This is a genomic window from Ligilactobacillus sp. ESL1201 (genome assembly GCF_058503265.1).
Genome location: NZ_CP196362.1, coordinates 1,822,788 through 1,846,665 on the forward strand (window position 1 = coordinate 1,822,788; position 23,878 = coordinate 1,846,665).

General features: G+C 41.5%; 21 protein-coding genes. 4 read left to right on the forward strand and 17 right to left on the reverse strand.

Going from position 1 to position 23,878, the window contains the following annotated elements; all coding sequences use genetic code 11:
- Positions 1 to 5: 5 nt before the first annotated feature.
- The 15 genes from srlE to ACSYSK_RS08915 all read right to left on the reverse strand — a co-directional run bounded on the left by srlE (position 6) and on the right by ACSYSK_RS08915 (position 16,280).
- Positions 6 to 1,001, reverse strand: coding sequence for a PTS glucitol/sorbitol transporter subunit IIB (gene srlE / locus ACSYSK_RS08845; protein WP_491714772.1), 996 nt, complete (start codon positions 999 to 1,001; stop codon positions 6 to 8).
- A gap of 15 nt (positions 1,002 to 1,016) precedes the next feature.
- Positions 1,017 to 1,568 carry a PTS glucitol/sorbitol transporter subunit IIC gene (gene srlA / locus ACSYSK_RS08850; RefSeq protein ID WP_491714773.1) on the reverse strand — a complete coding sequence of 184 codons (552 nt, stop codon included), beginning with the start codon at positions 1,566 to 1,568 and terminating at the stop codon, positions 1,017 to 1,019.
- Positions 1,568 to 2,011: a transcriptional regulator GutM gene (locus ACSYSK_RS08855; protein ID WP_491714774.1), complete on the reverse strand. Its 444-nt coding sequence runs from the start codon at positions 2,009 to 2,011 to the stop codon at positions 1,568 to 1,570. The genes srlA and ACSYSK_RS08855 overlap by 1 nt, the downstream gene beginning before the upstream one ends.
- Before the next feature lie 15 nt (positions 2,012 to 2,026).
- Positions 2,027 to 2,389, reverse strand: coding sequence for a PTS glucitol/sorbitol transporter subunit IIA (locus ACSYSK_RS08860; RefSeq protein ID WP_491714775.1), 363 nt, complete (start codon positions 2,387 to 2,389; stop codon positions 2,027 to 2,029).
- Positions 2,390 to 2,410: 21 nt separating this feature from the next.
- Positions 2,411 to 4,288 carry a BglG family transcription antiterminator gene (locus tag ACSYSK_RS08865; protein WP_491714776.1) on the reverse strand — a complete coding sequence of 626 codons (1,878 nt, stop codon included), beginning with the start codon at positions 4,286 to 4,288 and terminating at the stop codon, positions 2,411 to 2,413.
- Positions 4,289 to 4,510: 222 nt separating this feature from the next.
- Positions 4,511 to 5,707: a M20 family metallopeptidase gene (locus ACSYSK_RS08870; RefSeq protein ID WP_491715883.1), complete on the reverse strand. Its 1,197-nt coding sequence runs from the start codon at positions 5,705 to 5,707 to the stop codon at positions 4,511 to 4,513.
- Between the two features lie 24 nt (positions 5,708 to 5,731).
- Entirely contained in the window at positions 5,732 to 7,327 is a 1,596-nt protein-coding gene (locus ACSYSK_RS08875) for a PTS system mannose/fructose/sorbose family transporter subunit IID (protein ID WP_491714777.1), read from the reverse strand.
- A gap of 53 nt (positions 7,328 to 7,380) precedes the next feature.
- The gene (locus ACSYSK_RS08880) at positions 7,381 to 8,880 is read right to left on the reverse strand and encodes a carboxylesterase/lipase family protein (protein WP_491714778.1); all 1,500 of its coding nucleotides are present in this window, start codon (positions 8,878 to 8,880) and stop codon (positions 7,381 to 7,383) included.
- A 1-nt stretch (position 8,881) separates the two neighbouring features.
- Positions 8,882 to 9,295: a PTS sugar transporter subunit IIA gene (locus ACSYSK_RS08885; protein WP_491714779.1), complete on the reverse strand. Its 414-nt coding sequence runs from the start codon at positions 9,293 to 9,295 to the stop codon at positions 8,882 to 8,884.
- A 30-nt stretch (positions 9,296 to 9,325) separates the two neighbouring features.
- Positions 9,326 to 10,147, reverse strand: a complete 822-nt coding sequence (locus ACSYSK_RS08890) for a PTS system mannose/fructose/sorbose family transporter subunit IID (RefSeq protein WP_491714780.1) — start codon at positions 10,145 to 10,147, stop codon at positions 9,326 to 9,328.
- Positions 10,148 to 10,903, reverse strand: coding sequence for a PTS mannose/fructose/sorbose/N-acetylgalactosamine transporter subunit IIC (locus ACSYSK_RS08895; RefSeq protein WP_491714781.1), 756 nt, complete (start codon positions 10,901 to 10,903; stop codon positions 10,148 to 10,150). It lies immediately after the preceding gene.
- 13 nt (positions 10,904 to 10,916) lie between these two features.
- Positions 10,917 to 11,405 carry a PTS sugar transporter subunit IIB gene (locus ACSYSK_RS08900; protein WP_491714782.1) on the reverse strand — a complete coding sequence of 163 codons (489 nt, stop codon included), beginning with the start codon at positions 11,403 to 11,405 and terminating at the stop codon, positions 10,917 to 10,919.
- Positions 11,406 to 11,590: 185 nt separating this feature from the next.
- Entirely contained in the window at positions 11,591 to 14,338 is a 2,748-nt protein-coding gene (locus ACSYSK_RS08905; protein WP_491714783.1) for a sigma-54-dependent transcriptional regulator, read from the reverse strand.
- Between the two features lie 263 nt (positions 14,339 to 14,601).
- On the reverse strand, positions 14,602 to 15,627 hold the full coding sequence (locus tag ACSYSK_RS08910; protein WP_491714784.1) for a sugar kinase: 1,026 nt from the start codon (positions 15,625 to 15,627) through the stop codon (positions 14,602 to 14,604).
- Positions 15,624 to 16,280 carry a bifunctional 4-hydroxy-2-oxoglutarate aldolase/2-dehydro-3-deoxy-phosphogluconate aldolase gene (locus tag ACSYSK_RS08915; RefSeq protein ID WP_491714785.1) on the reverse strand — a complete coding sequence of 219 codons (657 nt, stop codon included), beginning with the start codon at positions 16,278 to 16,280 and terminating at the stop codon, positions 15,624 to 15,626. The genes ACSYSK_RS08910 and ACSYSK_RS08915 overlap by 4 nt, the downstream gene beginning before the upstream one ends.
- A 157-nt stretch (positions 16,281 to 16,437) precedes the next feature.
- Here ACSYSK_RS08915 and ACSYSK_RS08920 point away from each other — a divergent pair, with 157 nt between their 5' ends.
- On the forward strand, positions 16,438 to 17,415 hold the full coding sequence (locus ACSYSK_RS08920; protein ID WP_491714786.1) for a LacI family DNA-binding transcriptional regulator: 978 nt from the start codon (positions 16,438 to 16,440) through the stop codon (positions 17,413 to 17,415).
- A 21-nt stretch (positions 17,416 to 17,436) separates the two neighbouring features.
- Complete coding sequence (locus ACSYSK_RS08925) at positions 17,437 to 18,339, forward strand: serine hydrolase domain-containing protein (protein ID WP_491714787.1); 903 nt, start codon at positions 17,437 to 17,439, stop codon at positions 18,337 to 18,339.
- 367 nt (positions 18,340 to 18,706) lie between these two features.
- Here the strand turns inward: ACSYSK_RS08925 and ACSYSK_RS08930 are convergent, their stop codons facing one another.
- Positions 18,707 to 19,504 (reverse strand): helix-turn-helix domain-containing protein, encoded by a 798-nt coding sequence (locus tag ACSYSK_RS08930; protein ID WP_491714788.1) that lies wholly within the window; start codon positions 19,502 to 19,504, stop codon positions 18,707 to 18,709.
- Between the two features lie 180 nt (positions 19,505 to 19,684).
- Here ACSYSK_RS08930 and ACSYSK_RS08935 point away from each other — a divergent pair, with 180 nt between their 5' ends.
- Together ACSYSK_RS08935 and ACSYSK_RS08940 are read left to right on the forward strand one after the other, a co-directional pair.
- Positions 19,685 to 21,352: a glycoside hydrolase family 43 protein gene (locus ACSYSK_RS08935; RefSeq protein ID WP_491714789.1), complete on the forward strand. Its 1,668-nt coding sequence runs from the start codon at positions 19,685 to 19,687 to the stop codon at positions 21,350 to 21,352.
- A 3-nt stretch (positions 21,353 to 21,355) separates the two neighbouring features.
- Positions 21,356 to 22,594 (forward strand): MFS transporter, encoded by a 1,239-nt coding sequence (locus ACSYSK_RS08940; protein WP_491714790.1) that lies wholly within the window; start codon positions 21,356 to 21,358, stop codon positions 22,592 to 22,594.
- Positions 22,595 to 22,692: 98 nt separating this feature from the next.
- Here ACSYSK_RS08940 and ACSYSK_RS08945 read toward each other — a convergent pair whose 3' ends face one another.
- The gene (locus ACSYSK_RS08945) at positions 22,693 to 23,871 is read right to left on the reverse strand and encodes an ROK family protein (RefSeq protein ID WP_491714791.1); all 1,179 of its coding nucleotides are present in this window, start codon (positions 23,869 to 23,871) and stop codon (positions 22,693 to 22,695) included.
- Positions 23,872 to 23,878: the final 7 nt, after the last annotated feature.

Below are 23,878 nucleotides of genomic sequence, written 5' to 3' on the forward strand. Positions count from 1 at the left end.
CTCGCTTAACTGTAAAGACCGAAACTTGCCAAATACGCAATAATTACGTTCAAAGCCCCACCGGTGAATTTTTGATACAATACAGCAGGAACACCTAATTCAACGGTTTGAGTTTTAGCGTCTTCAATACTCAAACCAACAGGAACAAAATCGCAGGCAGCTTGAGCATCAATCGCAAATAATGCCGGTAAAGCTAATTGTGGCGGAATGTTACCCTTACCTATTTCCACACCAATTAAAGTACCAATAACTTGGGCAATAACAGCTCCAGGTCCTAATAATGGTGACAAAAATGGTAACGAACAAATAAACGCTAATAAAACTAATCCAAATATATTTCCTGCCAGTGGAGTCAAAAACTTAGCTATAAAATTGCCTAATCCTGATCCTTGAATAATTCCAATTAGTAAGGCGATAAACGACATAAATGGAATAATAGTAGTCAACACCGTATCCACTGCCTGTTTAGCCGCTGAATTTAAAGTACCAACTACCTTGCCAACACCCAATCCCACTTTAGTAATCAAACTTCTTTTAGCAGGCTTTTCTTGATTAATCTTAACTTCTTGTTGCTGATGATCTTCAATATTTTCTTTACTTACTTCGTCATCAATATTGACTTGCTCATCTTCAGCATACGATATTTGTTTGATACCCACATTTGAAACATAAATATCTTTAGTTATATATTGAGCCAATGGACCACTTTTACCTGTTGGTAATACGTTAACTGTTGGGATTTTCTTTTTAGGGTATATTCCACATCTAAGTGTTCCACCGCAATTTATGACTACCAATGCAATCTCTTCATCCGGTACACTCGTTTTAAAACCATCTACAGCAGTCATACCTGTCATTTCTACAATTTTGTAAATAATATCCGGTGTGTCACCACCAGTCACATAAACTACCTTATGTTTTTCAGTAGTTGGAGTAATTATGAGCGGTCCTCCAAATCCACCAGTCCCTTTTGTGATTTTAATGCTTTTATACTTTCCCATTTCTACACCTCCATCTTATTCATTTTCCGTATCCAGATTATCAGGGTTTACTCCTGCCGATTTACACAAACGTTTAAAATAAAATTCTGAAAGCATGCCATTAATTAAACTAACAACCATTCCCACCAATAAATATCTTAAGGCTAGGTCCGTGGTGTTAAATCCTAACTTAGAAATTCCATTTGCGATCCCCATGAATACAAATATTTCTCCCGGATTAACATGAGGAAAAAGTCCTAAATTAGTATGATTAACTATTGAAATAGCCGTATAATAACCTGGTTTATATTTTTCGGGTAAAACTTTTCCCAAAGAAAGTGACATTGGATTAGCAAATCCCAATGAACCTATCATCGGAAGTACCACGTACCTCAGCAAAGGATTTTTAGATGACATTTTGCCAAACCTTTGCATCCTTTCTTCACCAACAAAACTCGTAATTGCATTCATAGCTACTAAAAACATTAATACTAATGGAACAATAGATGTCATATACCCGACAAAAGTACTTGCACCTAATTTAAATAATTTAATAAAGGCCTCTAAAACATGTACTACACCATCCATTACATCACACCTCTTCTTTTAGTAAGTAGCTCTCTTGTCTTAGTAACTAAACTAGTCCTCGTTTTTTCCGTATAGTTGCCGTTAAATGCATCTTTGGCAACTAAAGCAGCTTTTCTAGTCAAATTACTTATCCCTCTAGCACGCATATTCTTGTCTGTGAGATCATTTATTGCTAAGCCATCAAAATTAGTAATTCTGTTGAACCTTGCCATAAATGTTACCCCTTGCAATTTAACAGTAGCTAGAATTTTTTGCTGATCATCAATAGCAAAAATAATAATCGTACCTGCTCGAACCATTCCCTTTTTTTTACCGATAACCACTCTTCCTATTTTTTGCATTTGAGAATAAACTTTTTGAAAATTTTTGATTTGAAATGTAGTCAAATACGTCTGCAATAAAAATACAGCAAGTAAAATTACGGTGATTATTATGCCAAACATAGCGGATCCCTCCTTTTATTTTTCTTGCACGTAAATTTGTTCTCCAATCTTAGGAACTTTTATCAGGGATTCTTTTAAATAAACCGTACCAGACAACATATGATCATCCATTTTTCCAAACTTCAAAGTCATATGACCGATTTGATTAAAACTGTCAAGGGCGGTTTTGCCGACTTCATTAACGGTGTATTTATCCGTACCTAAAATTAAGTAATCCCCCTTATTAAGACTGTTAATTTTTCCCTGACAATCATGGATCAAGCAATATTCTCGTAAATCCTCGGGTGCAGCAGCGGAAAACAAAATTAACATTTCCTGCTTTGCAATATCTTCCACACTTTTACCAATTTCAGTAATAGTGATCCGTTTCATCTCCATTATTAATAATTCACCTTTCTATCAACTTGGTTCCTTATACTTTTCCTGTAATTCTGCAAGAAAGTTCTCAATATTTTCAGAATCAAATTTTTTCGAATTTTCTAAACTCTTGCACCTAGAATTAATATTATGGATTTCTTCAAAAACAAATTCATAAATTTGTACCAAAACATTTTCTTTTTCTTTGGTCAATTCTTGTGGGGTACCGATCAAAAAAATAAATTGAGCTTCATCTTTAACGGTAAATACAGAAAAATCAAAAAGAATACTACTTTGTTCCTTCAAAATACCATGAGGAACAAAAGAACCATGATATCCTATTTCAGTAATATCTTGCTTTTTAATAGCGGACATAAATTCGCTATCAATTACGTGCTTTGCCTTTAAAGTTTCCAACCTAACTGATACGTTGTTCAAATAGTTATTTTGATATCCTCTGTGAATAGAAAAAGAAAAATTAACCATAGAATTACTGATCAAAGTTCTTAATTTCCCATAATTAACCTTTTTTGTTATATATTCATTATTAAAAATATTCATTATCCGAATAATTGGAATATCAGTTTTAACATTCAAAGAATCCGTGCAAAATATCGCGCTAATTTGATTTAGACTCAGACTAGAAATTTCTTTTTCCGTAATATCAACTATTTTAAAATTACTGGAAAAAATCATTTTAATTCTTTCTTTTACTAAGTTGGTTACTGATTTTCCATATGAATTGACCACACCTACAATTTGTGTCTGACTATATTTTTCCTTCAAAGCCATTTGAAAATATAACGATAAATATGCAATCTCATTATCGTTAATATCTATTTTTAGCTCACTCTTGATCCTCCTTCCAGCAACTTTGGCAACTTGATATGCAAAAGGATAACTATCCGCGATCATGCTATCATCAACCATTATTTCCGAAGGAACATGAAATATTGATCTGTTGATCAAAAAAGCTAAGTGTGTTTTAATTTCACTCTCAAATATCTTTCTATCAAAATAAAAATGGTATTCAGCATAAACAGAATCAATTATTTTATCTAATATTGTAGTAATACTAGAATTATCAATATCTACTTTCTGTGTATTTTCGATATTTAAAGGGAAACAAATAAAATCATAGTCATATTGCGTTAAATTGCAGTGATAGCGAATGTTCAAGACTTTTTTCATATCTTGTAAAACTTTAGAATCACCCCAGAAATTTTTATAGTACTTAATTTTATCTTCAAGGTGATTTCCATTTTGACACCTTAAAATTGACAATATTACAACTTTCTCCAGCAAATCATTCCGCACATAATTTAAAGAAAAATGATTGGCTACTTTCACTATCAATTTATCTAAAAAAACATCCGTAATTGTTTGCCACTTATTTAAAGAAATATATTCCTCATATAAGTAATTTAAGATTAAAATCCTCACAGTAGTTTCGGAGGCTCGTAAATATAGCCCTTTGTTGGTAACACCGATTATTTCCGCATTGTAAGAACTTAAAATTTTGCGTAATTCCTTAATATCATTTACTACGGTCCCTCTACTTACTGAAAAACTAACAGCTAAATTTCTTAGCGTTACGTAGGTTCTATTTAAAATAAAGTGCAAAAGTATTTTTTTCCTTCTGTTATTTTTAACGAACGAATTTCCAAGTTGTAAGTCCCACCTTATTTCTTGTAGTAGCACTTTATAGTCAAGAACATGCAAAATAATATTTTCATCTTTAAATCTTAACTGGCCCATATTAAAAATTTTTTCATTCAAAGTGACTATTAAATTATTTAATTTACTAAAGCTAATACCTAACTTCTTTAATCCAAAATCAACAGTGATCACATTTTCATGTTCCATCAAAGTTCGAAGTAGATCTACTTCAATATTTTTAAGGTACACTTCTTTTCTCACCTCCCTTCGTAAAAGCAAAATAATTATAGCATCCACGCGAAAGCGGTTAATTCAATTAAAAAGGTAAAATTAAGCTAATTTATTAGACTAATTTGAGGTACAAAAAATTACGAAAGACTACCGGCTTTAAGACCGACTGTGACTTATGACCATACAAATAGGACATGAGATAAAATATAGCTTTGTCTCATGTCCTATTATTTTTATTTATCTTTACTCCTCTTACCTTGGCCTCTTATCGACATCGCCCGCTGCGTTTTTTTCAGCGCGTGCGCGTTCAACGATTGTCGGATCCTGCAAACATTCAACGATTGTGCGCGCCATCGCCTTAGCAGCTCGAGTGATGGCTTTGTGCGTGACGTCAGTTCCCGCTACCTTTTCGTATTCAGCGGTGTGTAGCGACATCCGCGTTTCATGTAGACTGAAATATGGGTTCGCCGTCGGCATGATCTGACTGACATTCCCAAAATCAGTCGAGCCAAAATCGTCCGGAAAATCGGGTAAGACGGGTTCGCCTAGGTCTTCCAAAGCCTGGCGACAAATGTTACCAATGATTGGACTATAAGTACGGGCGCCATAACCCGTTTCCTCGCTGATCTCGACTTCACAGCCAGTGGCAAGGGCAGCTCCCTGAGCACAATTTCTGACCTTCTCTAACAGTGCAGGCATTTCGGCTTCTTCCATGCAACGCACGCTATAATTGATTTTAGTGTAATCGGGGATCACGTTAGTCAGTTTGCCGCCATCTTCAATTACTCCGGCTAAGCGAACGTCTGATGTTAACTGTTGGCGTAACAAACCGATTGCTACAAAAAAGAGGTTAGCTGCATCTAAGGCATTTTTCCCCTTGAAAGGTTGGCTAGCAGCATGCGCTTTTTGTCCCTTAAATTCAAATTGAAAACTATGTGTAGCTGTACAACGACCGGCAATTCGCGTCGTACCCGAAGTCGGGTGAACCATGATTGCAGCATCGACATCCTTAAAGGCACCACGATCTAATAGCTTAATTTTGCCTCCACCACCTTCTTCGGCAGGAGTACCGATCAACGATACTTTACCGTCGATCTGACAGTCGATCATTGCTTGACGTGCGGCTAAAAAGGTTCCGATCGCAGCGGTAGCGATCACATTATGACCACATCCATGACCAATTTCTGGTAACGCGTCGTATTCAGCGAGTACCACAAAATGTAGCTTAGGCTCACCCTGCTCGAAGGTGGCTTTAAAAGAAGTTGGAATCTCACAGTAATTGTCACTGACTTCAATTCCTTGCTCCCTTAGATAGGCCATAATGTGTTGTACGGTATCAAATTCGTGATAACCCAATTCAGGATGATCGTGAATATACGCGCTTAATTTAAACAAGCCCTCCTTTTTTTCATCAACCGTTTGGTTAATTACACTGACAGCATCACTCATCACTTCACAGCTTCCCTTCATATATTATAATAATCCAATAGCAGCACCAGCTAAGCCGATCACGATCGTCCAAATCAGGATCGTCGTGTACTTGACGTTTTTCTTCGTGATCAGGTAATAAATCAAAAAGACGATTGCAAACGGAATAATTCCCGGTAAAATTTGGTCGAAGTAAGACTGAATTGTTTTCGTAGCTCCACCAACTACAATTTTGGGCTTTAATGACAATTTGACGTATTGTGAGGAAAGAGAACCCATCATAAACATTCCCAACACACCGGCGCCGGTAATAAACTGATTGATTTTACCACTCTTCAGAATTTGCAAGATACTACGCTTGCCAAACTTATAACCCGTCATCCATAGCCAGTAACTAATCGCAGTTGAAATCGCACTGCAGACAATAAATGTTCCAATTCCAGCAAACCAGCTACCTGCAGTCGCCAACGGCAAGAACAAGCCGATCACGATCGGACGCACGGTGCCCCAATCGACAGTATCGCCGATTCCAGCCAAAGGACCCATCATCCCGGTCTTCAAACCGGTGATCATTTCGTCGGAGATCTCAGCTCCCTGCGCCTTTTCTTCTTCCATCGAAACGACAACTCCTGGGATCACACTACCCCAGACACCTTCTGTGTTAAAGAAGGTCAAATGACGTTTCAAAGCGGCTTGCAGATCTTCTTTACCCTTGTACAACTTCTTTAAGATCGGTGTAATTGAAGTGGCAAACGACAAACTCTGTAATCTTTCATAGGAATTAGATAACTCACAAGTTCCTAGCCATAACATCCAAGAGTAAACTAAATCTTTTTTAGATAATAGCTTCTTATTCGGCGATTCCTCGTCGACTGCAGCCTGAGCACTCGCAGTCGCAGCGGCAGCAGCACTTGGATCTTTAGTGAATCTAATGTGTAAGATTGCCATGAATAAGCCAAACAGGGATAATGCAATCATGTTGACGCCTTTGACGTATTGCGATAAGAAGAAGCCAAAGATGAAATACAAGATCAGGTCCTTTCTGCCGATAACAGAAATCGTGATTGCAAAACCTAAGGCCGGTAAAATCGTTCCGGTCACTTTTAAACCTTCCATGATCCATGCAGGCACGGCATTCATAAATCCCTGAACTGCATGAGGCCCTAAGTAAATCGCAATCGTCACCGGTATAATATAAATAAAGATCAGTGACAGCGGCGGATACAATAGGTGAGCACGCATGATTGCCCCTGGTTTTCCTTTTTCCGCAGCACTATCAGCCATATGTACCCAAACGGCATTTAATGTCCGGCGTAAATAATCTAGTAGTACTCCCAATAATCCTACCGGCACCGCTAATGTCACCGCTACTTGTGGCGACATGTGAGACGTTAACGCAAGTGGAATTGCCACAAAAGTTGCTAACATTTCATCGGTCGGAATATTACCACCGGGTTGAATAACAGCAATGTATAAGACCTGCACTGCAGCCCCAATGATCATCGCCTGCTTAACGTCGCCCAAAACTAGACCAATTAACACTGCGCCAAATAATGTAGTATTTTTAGGCCAAGTATATAAAATTCCCATCCGACAAAAGCAAAATAAGATACCTAAAATGATCGCTTTCGTGATTGTCATTAACTCACATCCTTTATCAATTATTCAATTAATTTCTAACTACTATTACATAATTACAACTTAAGTCCCGGATTATTATGCTCGGTCCTTTTAACCAATAATTCCTGTAACTTATCGGTCATCACTTTAGTTTTTAGCGGTCGACACTCACACGGCTCATCGATGTACATCACCATGTCCGTTTCAGGCGTAAATTCCTGCCATTTGACCTGTCCTTTACCACCCGGAACGTGGTTTCTAGCAAACGTCGCCCAGTACTGTGCGATCGAGTCACTAACTTGACGATCAGTTTCATCAAAATCAATGTACTCACTATTCAAATTTTGGAAATGATAGGCATTTTCACCAGCATGGTAAGCGCCAAAATAATACGGCTCCTTGCCCGGCGTTACCCGCTGAAAAATATAATAATATGTCGGTGATTTACGTCTTGTAGCTAAACAAGTGGCAAAATAACGCATATTAGCGATCGTATTATCCGACCTGAAACGTCCCAAGGCATAGGCTGGTGATTGTTTTAAATAGGCACCATACTTCTGATAAATATATTCCGTTTGCCCCGGGTATTTAGTACTAACAGTCTGATCAAACCAGTCCTTAGTGACCTTGTCGCGCGGCCCCAGCAAAATAAAAGCTTCGTCGGCGTTGCAACCTAAAATTACCGGCACGTCGTTGATCTTTCCTTGCAAAAATGACCGTTCCAAACGATCCGGGATCAAATTACCATCGACATAAGGACAAAATTCAGCCGCATCATACCCACTTGGATTAGAAAGGAACTGCTTACTAGGTGCCGTGCGTAAATTTTCCGCCGTGACTCCGATACTTGCGAGGTAATCCGTACACCGTTTAGTTTCTTGCTGACGGTCGATATCCCACTCATCATGGTTAAAAGGCGAACCACTCTGAGTGATCACCGCATCGTACAAACCGTTAGCTTGCGGACATGTCAGCAATACATTGATTGCAGACGATCCGGCCGAAACCCCAAAAAGCGTGACGTTGTGCGGGTCGCCACCAAAATTAGCAATATTTGCCTTGATCCATTTCAGCGTAACCAACATATCACATAAGCCGGCATTAGTTTGGTCCCCTAGAAAAGGTTGGGCCAAAAAGCCAAAGATCCCCACGCGATAATTGAAAGTCACAACTACTACGTTTTGTTTTTTAGCAAAATTACTACCATCACAAGCAGTCGACATCGCACTGCCTTTTAGGTAATGGCCGCCATATAGCCACACCATCACCGGCAATTTTTTACCCGCAGCATTTTCTGGCGTATAAACGTTGAGGTACAGACAATCTTCACTCATCTCCGTCATGTCTTCGGGAGGATAATTAGAACTTTCATTACTAGTATCCAGTTGCATCGGACTCTTAGAAAAGCTTGTTGCTTGGTAGACACCTGACCAAGCAGCAGCCTCCTCTGGTGGTAAAAAACGTCTTTTCCCCACTGGCGGTTTAGCGTAGGGAATTCCTAAAAACTTGCAGGCTCCATCTTCTACTAATCCTTGAACTTGTCCCTTATCAGTTTCACGCAGTACTGTTTGCACTTTAGTCAGCCCCTTTATTTTTCTTTTGTGCCCTAAATTTTTGGCTAACATCAAAAATACTTTGCTGCGACATCGCGATAATTTCATCTAGGTTTTCTTGTCCGCTAGTCAACTGACTATAAATCTCGATAAATAATGGCAAGTTCAACCCCGCAATGATCCGCATATTCGGATGATCAGGTAATAAGCGCAACGCCGTATTAGACGGACTTCCTCCAAATAGATCGACCAAACAAATAATGTCGCCGGTGATGTCTTTAATTGCTTCTTTGACTTTCACTAAAAAATCATCCGGTGATTCTTTAGGAAGTAGCGAACAGACTGTCACATTTTCAACGGATCCCGCGATCATTTGGGCCGATTTAACTAAACTTTCTCCAAAATGTCCGTGTGTCATTATCAATATACTTTTCATTGGTTAATAAAATCCCCCTATGTCTTAAAGCTAAAATATCCCAAGTAACGAACCAAGCAGCGAAACTACAATAATGGCTGCAATTACCTTGTTGTAACTTTGCCCTTTTTTATAGAAATACATGTAAACCGCAAAAATCGCTAGTAACGGCAGCATTCCCGGTAAAATTTGGTTTAAGAGGTGCTGGACTACGATTGGTTTAGCATTCGGTAACGCAAATTTAAGTGGTGTCGTTAATTTAACGTAACTAGCCGACAACGCACCCATCATCGTTAATCCCAAAATACTCGATCCTTTGATCACTTTATTGATCATTCCCGATTTCAGCAGTGACTGGATCGACTCTCTTCCTACCCGGTAGCCTAAGCGAAATAGACTAAAACCGATCGCCACACCGGCCAGTGGAAACAAAAATGGTAGTAGGGCGCCCAAAATATTACCGGCTTTGGCCAAAGTCACGGCTAAAGAAAAAATCAGCGGCCGCAACGTTCCCCAAATCACCGTGTCACCGATCCCTGCCATCGGTCCCATCAAACCGGTTTTCAAACCGGAAAAAACTTCATCGGGCAGGTCACCGCCGTTAGCTCGCTCCTCTTCTAACGATAAAACGACTCCCAAAATCAAACCGCCCATCGTTCCTTCTGAATTATAAAATTGCAAGTGTCGCATTAAAGCAGCGCGGTATTCATCTTGATTATCGCCGTATAATTTACGCAAGTTAGGCAGCAAGCTGACACAAAACGATAAGGCTTGCAACCGTTCGTACGAATTACTTAGTTCGGTGGTAAATACCCACCAAAAGTAGGTTTTCTTTAAGTCCTTTTTAGTCAGGCTAACTTTAGTATGTGCCATTTATTTAGCCTCACTTTCAGACCTGTGAGAAGTAACTACCAGTAACGCCATACACAAACCAAAAATAGCTACTGCCATCACGTCGAGTTTTAGGTACATCACCGCAAAAAAGCCGATGAAAAAATATGGCAGTAACTTTTTGTCGGTCCCAATCGTATAAACTACGATCGCAAAACCTAACGCGGGTAATAGGCCGCCAGCGACACTCAAGCCGTGCATGATCCACTTAGGAATAATTGCCAAAAAAGCCTTCACAACGTCCTTACCAAACAAAATTGCTATAAAAGCAACCGGGAAACGTAAAATAAAGCCTTGAATGATCGGGTAGATCACACCGTTTTTAAAAATCCCCCGCCCGTCGCCTCGTGCCGCGTATTTATCCGCATTATGAATAAAAAAGGCGTTGATCGTCCGGCGCAACTGATCGATAAAAACTCCTAAAACACCGAAAGGAACTGCTAAAACAACGGCTTGTTCGGCGCTGATCCCTGTTTGAAAAGCAATTGGGATCGCAATCACAGAAGCCAGAGTCGGGTCAGAAGGAATGTTTCCTCCCGGCATGATCATCCCCAAGTACACTAATTGAATAGCCGCTCCAATCACCAAGCCTCTTTTTAAATCGCCAGCAATCAGGCCAAAGACCATTCCGATAAACAAGGGCTGACCTAAAACGTCGTAAAACCAATAACCGATCTTACAATGGCCAATGAAATATAAGATCCCGGCAGTTAACGCAAACACTAAATTAGAGGGCATTTAACTCACCTCACTATTTAAATTTAGTCAAAACCTTATCAAATTCCATCTTAGGTTCTGTCGGTAAAACGTGTAGATAAATGTGCGTACCCTGCTCTTGGATTTCTTTCAGCAAGTCAACATCATGTTGATCCAAAGAGATTTGGTTCAGTACGTTCTTTCTTCCCGGTCCGCCACCTAAGCCACCGATCTGCAATTCATCAATTGGAAAACCTGCTTCCTTTGCCTTGTAAACATCAGCAATCGATTTAAACAAGACCAAGATATCGGCAGGGCCAAACTGGTCTTTATTCCACTGCTTAACTGCATCGGCGATTGAAACTACCTTAACTTCAATTTCCGGGGGAGCTGCCATAACGTAGATACTAGCCATGAATTCATCTACAGCTAACTCATCGTTGATTACAACAATTTGCTTAGCCCGTGATTCCTTCAGCCATTTAGTGATCACTTGTCCGTGGATCAACCGAAAATCAGCACGAATTAAATTAATTTTTCCCATTGTAATTAAATCCTTCCATAATAAAATTAAATTTTTAGTGATGTACTAGGTGATTATTCGGCCCCACCCTCCTTTGATGAATTTACTGCACCAGTACTGTTATTATTAAGCAAATCTTGTGCCAACATTTAGGCAAACAAAAAAGCTCCGCATTAACGGGGCCTTTTACCAGCATAAGCTACTTATTAAATTTGTGTGTCATTTTGTGTCAGTAAATCTATCAGGTAACAAATTTCAGTGTCAGGGACTGTCATACTAAAAACATCTTCAAGAACCTGTAATCCTTGTTTGATCACCTGATAAACTGATTGAAATTTTTGGATATAAGCGGCCACACCTGGATAGTGAAACACCTCTTTTTTGAGTATCCGTTCGATCATACTGGAAACGTGTAGAATATAGGCGACCATGCAGTGATCGTAATTTTTAAGAGTCAACTGCTGACTAATAGTTTCAAACGATTGCAGTACGTAATTCAACGTTTTTGCAGGGTCCAAAAACAATAATGAATCTTCCAAAACCTGCCTGACTCCCAGTAAAATATCACTTTTAGTTCCCCGGTGATCAGCGGTTTGGTCGCCATTAATGTAACTAGTTAACTCGGAGATCCCATCAGCTAGTAGAATTTTTTCAGACGGAATAAAGGGAACACCCTTGATCTCCAAATCAGCAGACCCGACCACTGCAATTATGTTTTGCTCATCAAAATTTTGCGCTAAAAACTGGGCTTTATTCACGGCTACGACTTCTATTTCATAACGAGTGATCAGTGGCACGGCATTTTTCAAAAAATTACTCAAAGAAACAGCTGCGCCCTTACCCGTCATACACGTCGTCAAAATCAGCGAATGCGTTTTAGCCGAGCGACACACTTTATTCTTATCCTTTGAATGCACGTTTCCTTCACTCAGGTATTTGTGAATTTCTTGGTGCAAGTCGGAGTAGATCTCGTCTAGTTCATAACTGGAAATCATCGTTTTACGCAACGCTTCGAGTACAAAAGGCGTCGATACCAGTGAGATCGTCTTGGTCGGGATCCCCGTTTTAGCAGTCAGCACTTCGCCAAACGAATCCAGTGATCCCATATCGGTCATCAGTAAAATTCCCTTGCCCTCATCGATTTTTTGCGCAGCACTTTCAAATTCACGGTAAAATTCATCGACATCACGTTCCAGTTGCATATCCAACCCATGGGCATGCTGACAGCCAAAAATCACATTAGCGACTTGCGCGATATTTTGCGCCACCCCGCTGCCGTGCGCCAAGACGATCAAGGCGACCCGCGAAGCAGTTTGTTGGGTCTCATCCATCATCAAAAATAACGCAAATAAATAAACTTCATTTTCGTTAAAATGAACTTGCAGTTCAGTTTCAATGTAATTTTTGACTTTTTTGGCGGCCTTGAGTTCCGCTCCGTGTTCTTTTTGCAATTCCAGCGGGTCTAAGTTTTCTAAGGAAGTATTTCTCGGTTCATTGATCAGCGAATTGACATGCATAGCAAAAGCAACGTAAGTCTGTTTAGCAAACTTCTTATCTAGTTCCTTTTCCGCCAGTTTTAACGCCGCCGTAGTTTCATAATAAACACTGGGTTCGATCACTTTAAAAATTTCGGCATTTTGCGCTTGATTATACTTGGATGAAGGGTAAGCCTTCAAAATACTTTCCTCCAGCTGCTTTTTAATTTCTGTCAAACTTTTTTTACCCGTCAAAGACGAATACAGATCATCTTGAGTTGGCACCAACTGTTCACTAGCAGTACCGTCAAAAACAATGTCTGCGGCAAAATTATTCATCCATAAATTGATGTCATCTTTTTTACTGGCAGTTAAAATCCCGTTGAGCACGTAACTCGGCAAAAATTTCTTACTAACATTGACTTCCTGATAATTTTTGATGATCGACTCCAGGTAAGCCCGCGCGCAAATCAGGTTAATATCCGCCTTCAACTGACCCACATTGCCGGTACAATTATAACCTAACAACGATTTTAAGACGCTGCGTTGGACCCTGATCTTCTTATGTATCTTGCCATATTCTGCGTTAAAGAATAACCGGATCAATTCATACCGTTCATCTACTCCCCGCTCACCGATCGCTGGAATATTGATCACCATCGGAATGCGCCGCAAAAAAGTCGCCAGCATCACAGATTGTAGCGGCTCGGTCGTTGCCGCAATGATCAAAACTTGCGCGTGACACGATTTTTCGTTATCACCCATTTTGCGGTATTCACCCACGTCGATTAAATGAAATAGCATCTCTTGTCCCTCCGCGGGCAAGCGATGAATTTCATCTAAAAATAAGATCCCCTGATCGGCCTTTTGTACCAACCCCATTTTTTCATCATTAGCTCCCGTAAACGAACCCTTAGCGTATCCAAACAGAGTCGATAATAAAAGCTGTGGGTTGTCAGCATATTCCGAACAATTGAAGGTGACAAAAGGAGCATCTGGTTGTAAAACACCGTTATTTTTAGCAAAACGATACATCAACTGAGCAAACATCGTTTTACCCACGCCTGTTTCTCCCGCAAGGATCGTGTTTAAACCGTGAGGTGGGTAAATCATCGCCGCCTTCGCTTTATCGATTGCTAATTTTAAGCTTCCTTGATTGCCGATCACCGAAGAAAAGTCAGTACTTTTTTGGGGATAGGCAGCTTTTAAACTGGGTAATTCAAACATCGTGATTTTACCATTAAGTAACTTTTCCAATTGGGCAACAGGAAAATACTTTACCGGACGGCCGGTGATCTTAACTACCTGTTTTTCTTGAAAAAGGTGATTCAATTCCTTGCTGCAATTAGCGCGGTCGATTTTTAATCGATCAGCGATCTGAGCGGTACTAACACCGTTAAATCCAGCCTGAATGTCAGCTCCGGTCTGATCACTGACTAACTGTACTAAAGCTTGATAAACCCTTTCTTTTCTATACACTAATAGTCACTATTCTCCTTACGCGAATCCTTGTCCAACACACTGCTATCCATTAAATTTTAACCTATAATTAATATTATACTAATTTTAAGGAAGAATAAAAAGCAAGTCATAAACCAATTTTGCAGTGGTCTAAACAAATAAAGTGCCCCACAATAGTTAAACGATAAGATAACTATCGTGGAACACTTCTCCCACTTCAAAGGATATTTCACACAATTTTTAGTAAACTACAGACTAACTGCAGCTGTCTAAAAACAACTTTATCTCATTACCTGCATTCCTGCTTGTTTATCCATCACGGCACGAATATCGGCATCGGTGACCAAATTTAAGTCCCCACTGATCGTTAGTTTTAACACGCTGGCGGCAATCGCATAGTCCAGCTGTTCTTGACGATCAAAACCATTAATGATCCCGTGCAATAATCCGGCGGCAAAAGCATCGCCAGCAGCAACGCCCTCCCAGATATGCATGTCATAGACCGGTGCTTCGTAAGTTTGCCCGTCGGCGACCATCAGTGCGGTCCACTGCGAATCTTCCACCGAGTGGATGTTGCGCAACACGCTAGCGACAGTCTGACAGTTAGGATATTTTTCGGTGATTTTTTTCATTCCTACAATAAATTCTCTCTTTTGCTCGATACCCCTGCTCATATCGCCGTCGAAAGCCTTGATCCCTAAAACGGCCTCAAAGTCTTCATCATTGGCTAAACAGATATTCACGTATGGCATCAACTGGCTCATTGCTGCTTGTGCTTCTTGTTTGCTCCACATCTTTGCGCGGTAATTTAAGTCACAGACTACCTTGATACCGTGAGCCTGACAATATTTGACTGCGGCTAACACGGCTTGGGCAGCCTGCGGTGACACCGCCGGAGTGATCCCGGAAAAATAAAAGTAACCAGCATCTGCTAAAATCTGCTCCCACTTAAATTCACTCGCCGTAGCGACCGCAAAAGAACTGCCAGCACGATCATAAACGACACTGGTATTGCGGACACTAGCGCCCTTTTCAAAAAAGTAGATCCCCAGTCGCGGACCGCCCCGCAAGATCTGAGTAGTATCGACTCCGTAGCGCCGCAAGGTTCCTAATGCAGCTTGACCCACCGCGTGATCGGGTAGCTTAGTAACAAACTGCGCGTGCTCACCTAACAACGCTAGTGAAGTAGCTACGTTAGCTTCCGCACCACCGTATAACCCGGAAAACTGGTCAGTTTGAATGATCCGTTGGTTTTCGGCAGGCTTTAGCCGCAACATCATTTCGCCAAAAGTTACTACTTTTTTCATTTTTTCAGTTCTCCTTGGATCCGAAGCATTTCTTGGTGATAAGCCTGTGCTTGTTTTTCAACCGCTGCGAAATCACCCTTAGCTGCTGCACCCGTCAAATTGCTACCGGCCCCGACTGCTACGACCCCAACTTCAAACCATTCGTGCATGTTATCTAAGTTGACACCGCCAGTTGGCATCACGTTAACTTGTGGTAGTGGCGCCTTCACGGCCTTAACAAAGCCCTTACCCACTACGCTGCCCGGGAAGACCTTCACGATCTCTGCGCCGTAACGCATTGCCGTTTCGATTTCGGTGATCGTCATGCAGCCCGGCATGTAAGGAATCTGGTATTGATTACATAACAGTGCAGTTTCCTGGTCAAATGCAGGACTCACGATAAATTTAGCACCAGCCATGATAGCGATCCTGGCGGTAATGGCATCCAACACCGTGCCGGCCCCGACTACAACTTCAGGATCATTAGCGTATTCTTCGCTTAACTGCCCGATGATCTCGTCGGCTTTAGGAGCGGTAAAAGTCAATTCGATCGCTTTCACTCCACCCTTAATGCAAGCAACGGCTGTTTGATAAGCTTCTTGTTTAGAATTTCCCCGAACGACCGCAACGACTCCGGCTTTTTGAACTGCCAGTAAAGTTTCTGTTTTTTGCATGATCTGCCTCCTGCTGTTCGCTTAACTCACTAGTTTAACTTGCTACTCATAATTTTATGGTAAACCTTTACCTTAAAATTTTCAACCGCCTTTTTAGGCTTTTTATTTGCTATAATGAGGTGGTAAAAACAGCTAATTTTAATTAAGGAATTCATTTATGTCAAAAAAACAAAGCAGTATTAAAGACGTTGCTCGCCTCGCCGGAGTTTCGATTGCCACCGTTTCCCGTTTTTTAAACGGTGAACTCAACCGCATGTCACGGCCAACTGCACAAAAGGTCAGCGCCGCGATTCAAAAATTGAATTACGTTCCTAACGCCGCGGCCCGCCAGTTGATCACTAGCCATAGTAAAACGATCGCCATCGTCGTTGCCGACATCGCAGATTCTTTTTCGACCGCCCTTTTCAAAGGAGCGTGCGCCAGCCTGCAGCCCGCAGGTTATGTAACGGTGATGCTAGACACCAATTCCGACCAGCAAAAAGAAAAAGAACTGATCAACGCCGTCGGACTCAACACCTACGACGGCTTGATCTTGCAACCCTTAGGCAGCGATGTCACTACTATCAAAGCAGAAGTTAGGCGCGTGATGCCGATCGTGACCCTCGACCGTAAATTACAAGACTCTCCTTGGCCCCAGATCTTAAGTGATAATTTTCAGGCCAGTTTAAAAGCCGCCCAGTATTTCGCGGCTGCGGGGGCCCAACAAGCGATCGTCTTGTCTTCTCCTATCGCCGTGGCCTCAACTCGCCAGGAACGACTAGCCGGGATCAAAGAAATTTATCCCGACGTCACCATCATCGAGATCTCCGAAAAAAGTTACGAGCACTCGCAAATAGTTGCTCAGCTACAACAACTGTTAGCCGCCGAACCGGCCAAAAAAGTCATTTTTGCGCTCAAGGAACGCTGGCTGTTAGAATTTTTACCCGCCCTGATCAGTTCCGGTAGCCTGATACCCAGCCAAACCCAAATTTCGGGATTTGCCGATACCGATTTGGTCTCAGCAATCTGGCCACAAGCTAAGATGATCGTGCAAAATCCTTACGAAATGGGCAAGTTAGCTGGCCTGACGCTACTCGATCTGTTAAATGACAAATCCGCTTCCACCGCAGTCACGACGATCAAAACTAAATTTTAGTCAAAATTAGGAGGCAAAATTATGAATCACGTTGAACAGCTAATAACTAAGGCGCAAGAACAACAACGTAATATCAACTACGTTCAGGTCTATCACAACGATCAGTTGACGGAAGAATATGCCCGTTTGAATTGTAAAACGCGACTCAACGTTTATTCGGTCAGCAAAAGCGTCACGTCTTTAGGCGTTGGGATCGCACTGAAAGAAAACTTGTTGCACTTAGACGATCATATTTACCAGTTCTTCCCGGAATTTGACCAGCTCAACGAGTTTGCCCGCCAAATCACCATTCACGATTTACTGACAATGAATTGCGGCCTGAAAAAGCGGCTCTTTTTTGGCGATGACCCGCAAAGATACCAGGTTAAAGATTGGGTCTCCTACTTTTTTAATAGTGAATTCACTCATGAACCCGGGACCCATTTTGCCTATTCGAACTTCAATACCTATATTTTAGGTTGTATCATCGAACGCGTTAGTGGCGCGACTTTACTGAATTACCTAACCCCACGCCTATTTAATAAAATCGGGATCGGTAATCCTAACTGGCTGGCTTGTCCTTTGGGGCACACAATGGCGGCTAATTCTTTGATGCTGACCAGCGATGAAATGTCCCAAATCGGTTTACTACTGCTGCACCAAGGAAATTGGCACGGTGAAAATGTAGTACCAACAGATTATCTCCAAAAAGCGACCACCAATCAGATAACTACTAAATCTCACGAAGCTCGTTTTGGCTACGGCTACCAGTTTTGGATCAACCCCGACCGGGAATCCTACCGTGCCGACGGCAAATTGGGCCAGTACATCATCGTCGTGCCTAAACATCAATTAGTAGTGACCGTTCAATCCTTAGACTCACAGACCCATATGTTTGATTTCATCTGGGAAAACTTGGTCGAACCACTTAAAAAAGATTACTAATAGTACAGTGACTGGAGCACGATCGAACAAGCCGTGAGTCAAGCAGGTTAAGTCATAGACTAAGTGACACCAACAAGCAAATCCTGTACTTAGATTTGTTTGTTGGCGTCCTTAGGACCTAGACTGCTGGCTTGACGAGCGCGATTAAATCTATGTAGTTACGGAAACTAAAACTGGGACCGGGACAAAATTACTTTTGTTTTGGTCCTATTTTGATTTTTCGTAAATAATAGACTGATCGTGCTCCAAAAAGCAGCAGTTTGCGCCTAGCTACGTTTCAAAATAAAACTAAAGTTCGAGTTTTACTTTGAAACTAGGCTAGTGCTCTACTACTAACCTCTTTTTGTCCCAACTCCAGTTTTTTACTTTAACTCTCCCTCACTTGCCGTGGTAACTTACCATACATCTCTTTAAATAACTTGCGGGTCGTGCGCTTATTTTTCAAACCGTACTTGGTCATTAATTCGTTGATCGGTAGCGACGAGTCGACCAAGCCTTGGTAAAAAGCATTCAACCTTAACTTATAGATATACTGCGTCAAGTTGATCCCCGTTTGTTGTTTAAATGCTCTAGACAAGTAGCTGGCATTGTACCCAAATTTGTGGGCTATCTCTGTCATTTTTAACTGCTTAGTAAAATTACTATTCAAATAAACAATAATTTCTTTTAAATAACTAGTTTTTTGTGGTGCGATCTTCTCCTCACTTTTAAAATTAACTACTAACAGCCGCAAAACTTCCAGTAACAAAATTCCCACTTCAAATGACTTTCCTTCACCTGTTTGCTTAACTGTTTGGTTAAGCGAGCGTAACAACGTCATAATTTCCCGGGCCGCGCTTGACTGATAGTCGATCGGTGTAAAATTTAATTCTTCCGGTTTAGCGTAGTAACGGGCAATAAATTCTAACGGGATCTGTAACACCAATGATTTATTAGGCTCGTTAGTCACGTCATGGATCACCCCGGAAGGAACTACTACGAACTGATCGGGCAAGATCACGTGAGAAGTCCCCGAGAATTTAAACAATAGTTTTCCCGCCATTACAAACACCAACTCAATACTACTGTGCCAGTGAAACGGAACGTAACCACTACGCGTCACATCCGATTCATAAAAGCGCACTCCCACTTGTAAATTAGGAACCACATTTTCATGATGGTTCATTTTTTCTCCTCCAAAAAGTGCAAATTTTTACCTAATCAAGTTAATTTATTTACCAAACCAACTAATTTAATTGAACTGAAACCGCTTTGATTATACTATAACTTCTAGTTAAACTAATCAATAAAAATTACAGCAATTCCTGCTGTTTTTTACTAAACTTTTTAGAATGGAAGTGCACTCATGCAAATCAAAAATCCGATTATTTCCGGAATGGCACCAGACCCTGCGATCATTCGGGTAGGTGACGATTATTACATTGCGACCTCGACTTTTCACTGGACCCCCGCTATCCAAATTTTTCATTCCACCGATCTTGTCAACTGGCAGTTGATTTCTTATGTACTCAATCACGAAGAGGTCAACCTACGCGGTACTAACACTCCGGCAGGTGTATGGGCCCCGCACCTATCCTTTGACCAAGAACAACAAAAATTTTACTTAGTTTTTTGTCACATGCAAAATATGGCCGGACGCGAATTCAACGCAGATACTTATGTCATGTCAGCCGCTAACATCACCGGTCCGTGGTCACAGCCCGCATACCTGACGTCCATCGGTTTTGATCCTTCTTTATTTCACGACCAAAACGGAAAACACTACCTCTCGATCCTAGAATGGGAGAGTCGGACCGGCTTTCAAGCTCCCGGACACATCGTGATCGCCGAAGTTGACCTCAAAAACGCAACTATTACAGGCGACTGGCACAGAGTCGCCACCCACTTTACCACCCGCGGCTGTGCGGAGGCTCCCCAAATTTACCGGCATCAAGATTACTACTACTTAATGATCGCCGCTGGCGGAACCGGTTACGCTCATGGAGTTGAGATTGGCCGCTCTCACCAAATTTTTGGGCCTTATGAACCAGACCCGACAGGAGAACCGATCATTACTTCTTCACCACATCATTTATTCTCATTAGGTGATCCGGATGCCGGCCACTTTGAAATGTACAACCCTAATTCACCGATGCAAAAAGCGGGCCACGGTTCTTTAGTTGAGACTAAGGGAGGAGAGTGGTACGTTGCCCACTTGATGTCGCGTCCCTTACCACATACTAAATTAAATCCATTAGGACGAGAAACAGCTTTGCAAAAAATGGAATGGACCAAAGACGGCTGGTTACAGCTAGCCGATGGTTCCAATTTGGCTAAAATGACCGTCCCAGCACCTAAAGAATCTCAAGCTGTCAAACAAGTAGACAACACTGACATCAAGGATAATTTTACGGGGGATAGTTACGACTTGCGCTTTATGACTCCTTATCATCCGCAAGACCAAACCTGGGTCAAATTATGTGACCAACACCTCCGTATTTACGGGCGTAACTCGTTATTTTCCCAGTTAGATCCAGCCATCATGGCGACTAGAGCAACTTCTTTGAACTACACCCTACAAACTCAGTTAAACTTCCAGCCGCAACACTATTCTCAAAACGCGGGAATGGGCTTGTATTACGACTCTAACAACTGGTTATACGCCCGGCTATGCCAAACAGATGATGAACAAGGCATAGTTTTACGGATACTTCAGGCAAAATTAGGGGTTAGACAAGATCATTTATTTAACGAAGTCGCTGTTAAAGACGGGCAAGTTGAATTACAACTTAAATACTATCAGGGTACCGCGGCAGTCTATTACCGCTTTTCAACTAATGCTACTTGGCAGTTGTTAGAACAAGGCATCGACGTTTCTTACCTCTCGGATGAAGGAGTCAACGGCGAGCCGGGCGAAATCGGCGGCTTTACCGGATTGTTTAATTTCATCGGGGCAGTCGACGCCTACCAACACCAATCGTTTGCAGACTTTAACTATTACAAGGTAACAAATAATAACGGAGGACAGAAATAACCCATGGAAAAATTAACTATTTCTTTAAAGCGTTTGATCCCCGGACTAATTATCGGACCAGCTAGCTGGCTAGGACCTTACGTTACTTTAAACAGCCTTTTTTTACCTACCATTATTCAACACCTAGATGCAGCCAATAAAGTCAACTTAGTCGCTTTGTTTTCAACTTGTGGCATGATTGCAGCCGCAATTTCTAACATGGTCGCCGGTGCATTATCGGACCGCACTAGATCGAAATGGGGCAAACGTGCTCCGTGGATCGTCGGCGGCTCCTTTGCCTTTATGGTACTAATGATCCTCGCTTCTTTTGCCACTAACATTCCTTACTTGTTAATCATTTGGATATTAGGACAAGTTGCTTTAAACACGATCGTGGCCCCGATGGTTGCTTGGCTTGATTTAGCTCCCGAAAAAGGAAAAGGGACCGCTTCTTCTGCGTACGGCGGTTTAGGAATGGCTTTAGGTAACAATGCTTTTAATATCGTTGGCGCAATGTTTTTAAGCCGTTGCCAGCTCGGATTCATCATTTTTGGGATCTTTACTTTTGTAGGATCAACGATTGCCACTATCATCGTACACGAACCGTCCAACTTAGACGAAGAGATCGTCGTCGCTAAAAAAGAAAAACACCACTTTTCTCTTAGTACCATCAAAGCCATTTTTCCCGGATGGTCGGTCGGCCGCGACTATTATTTAGGTTTGATCGGTAAATTTTTCCAAGGAATTGGTAATTTTGCGATTACCGGTTATATCCTATACATCATGACCGATTTCTTACACCGCGGAGCACAAACTCAGTCTTCCATTCAGTTAGTCAACACCATCATGGTGATCTTAGGAGTCCTGATGGGCTTTACCGCCGGACCTCTTTCGGACAAACTCAAAATTTTAAAGATCCCGGTAGGCTTATCGACGATTTTTCTCGCAATCGGCGCCATTACCTTATTTGCGGTCAGAAACACTACAGGGATCATTATCTATTCACTATGTGCCGGCCTCGGAATGGGACTATGGAATTCACTAGATAATCTGCTCAACCTCGAAGTCATTCCCGACCAAAATCGGGTGGCATTCTTTTTAGGAATCTATAATTTAGGCAATACGATCACCCAAGCACTGGCCCCCGTCATCGCCGCGGCAGTCATTTCTTGGTTCAACTTATCAGCTATCTTTTTTGTTTCATTTATCTTCTCATTGATCGGCGGAATTGCAATTTTAAGTATCAAATCAGTTAAAAAATAGGCTGTTATTTAATACAGCTGATAAGAAAGAAGGACCGCAGACAAGATGCCATTTTGTCTGCGATCCTTCTTTTAGTATTCGTAAATAACAAATTGAGGCTAAGCTAGTTTGGCATTAAATACCAAATCATAATGATCTAAACCTAACACATGGTGCGTGATCAACGAACACGCTCCTAATAAAACGGCGTAATTAGAGTGTTCCGTCATGTAAAGCGGCGGGATCATCCCTAGTTCGCTAGTTGTCGCTTTGATTGCCTTAAAAATTAGCGGTACGTCTTCCATCAAAGGGGAGTTAATGAAGATTTTTTCCGGTGCAAAAGCCACTGCGGTGTTAAAAATGATGCGTGAAATCGAGGTGATAAAAATATCGATGTCTTGTTGCACAGCCGGATCCCGTTTTTGCAACAGTTCTTCTAAGCCACTGCGATCCAGAGTTGCAACCTGTTTTTGCTCCTTAACCGCATCGATGATCGCATCTTCCGAGCAATAATTTTCAACCTTATCGTACTGGTACTGATTTTGTGGCAAATCGGTGGTAAACATCAGCGAACTGCCAATTTCACCAGCGGCTCCCTTCAATCCGTGATATAACCGCCGATTCAAGATGATCCCCGCGCCGATCCCCTTATGAATGCTAACACACAAAATATTGTCTTCGTTTTTAGCACAATTGAAATCTCTTTCGTAAACGGCCGACAAGTTCGCTTCGTTTTCCAAAATCACCGGTACTTGGTATTTTTTCTCATAGCGGGCAGCTAAATCGATTCCTTGCATATCCAAAAATGGTGACTTAATGATCTGATTTTCAAAGACCACCCCGTGGATTGAAAAAGCGATCCCCAGTAAGCCGTTACTGGTTTCAGTTTCGTTTTCAATGATCCCGGCTATTTTGCGGTCGACGATCGTTATTACCCGTTTAATGTCATGCACACTAATACTGATCCGTTGCTGTTCAATTACTTTTCCGTTTAAGTAATTCACCATCAAATGTAAGTGGCGGTAACCCAAATCTACGCTGATCGTATAGCCGTATTTTTCATTTAATGCCACTAAAACTGGTTTGCGGCCCCCGTTTTTAGACGCAGAACCATTGCCGATCTCTTTCAAATACCCTTTTTGCTCGATCTCATTGTAAAGCGCCGTGATCGACGATTTATTCATCTTTAAGTTACGGGCAATTTCAATTCTAGAAATTGGGGCGTAATTGATGACCTGTTGCAACACCCGGTTGATATTATTTTGGTGAAAAGACTCGCGACTAGCTATTTTACCCATACCGTAC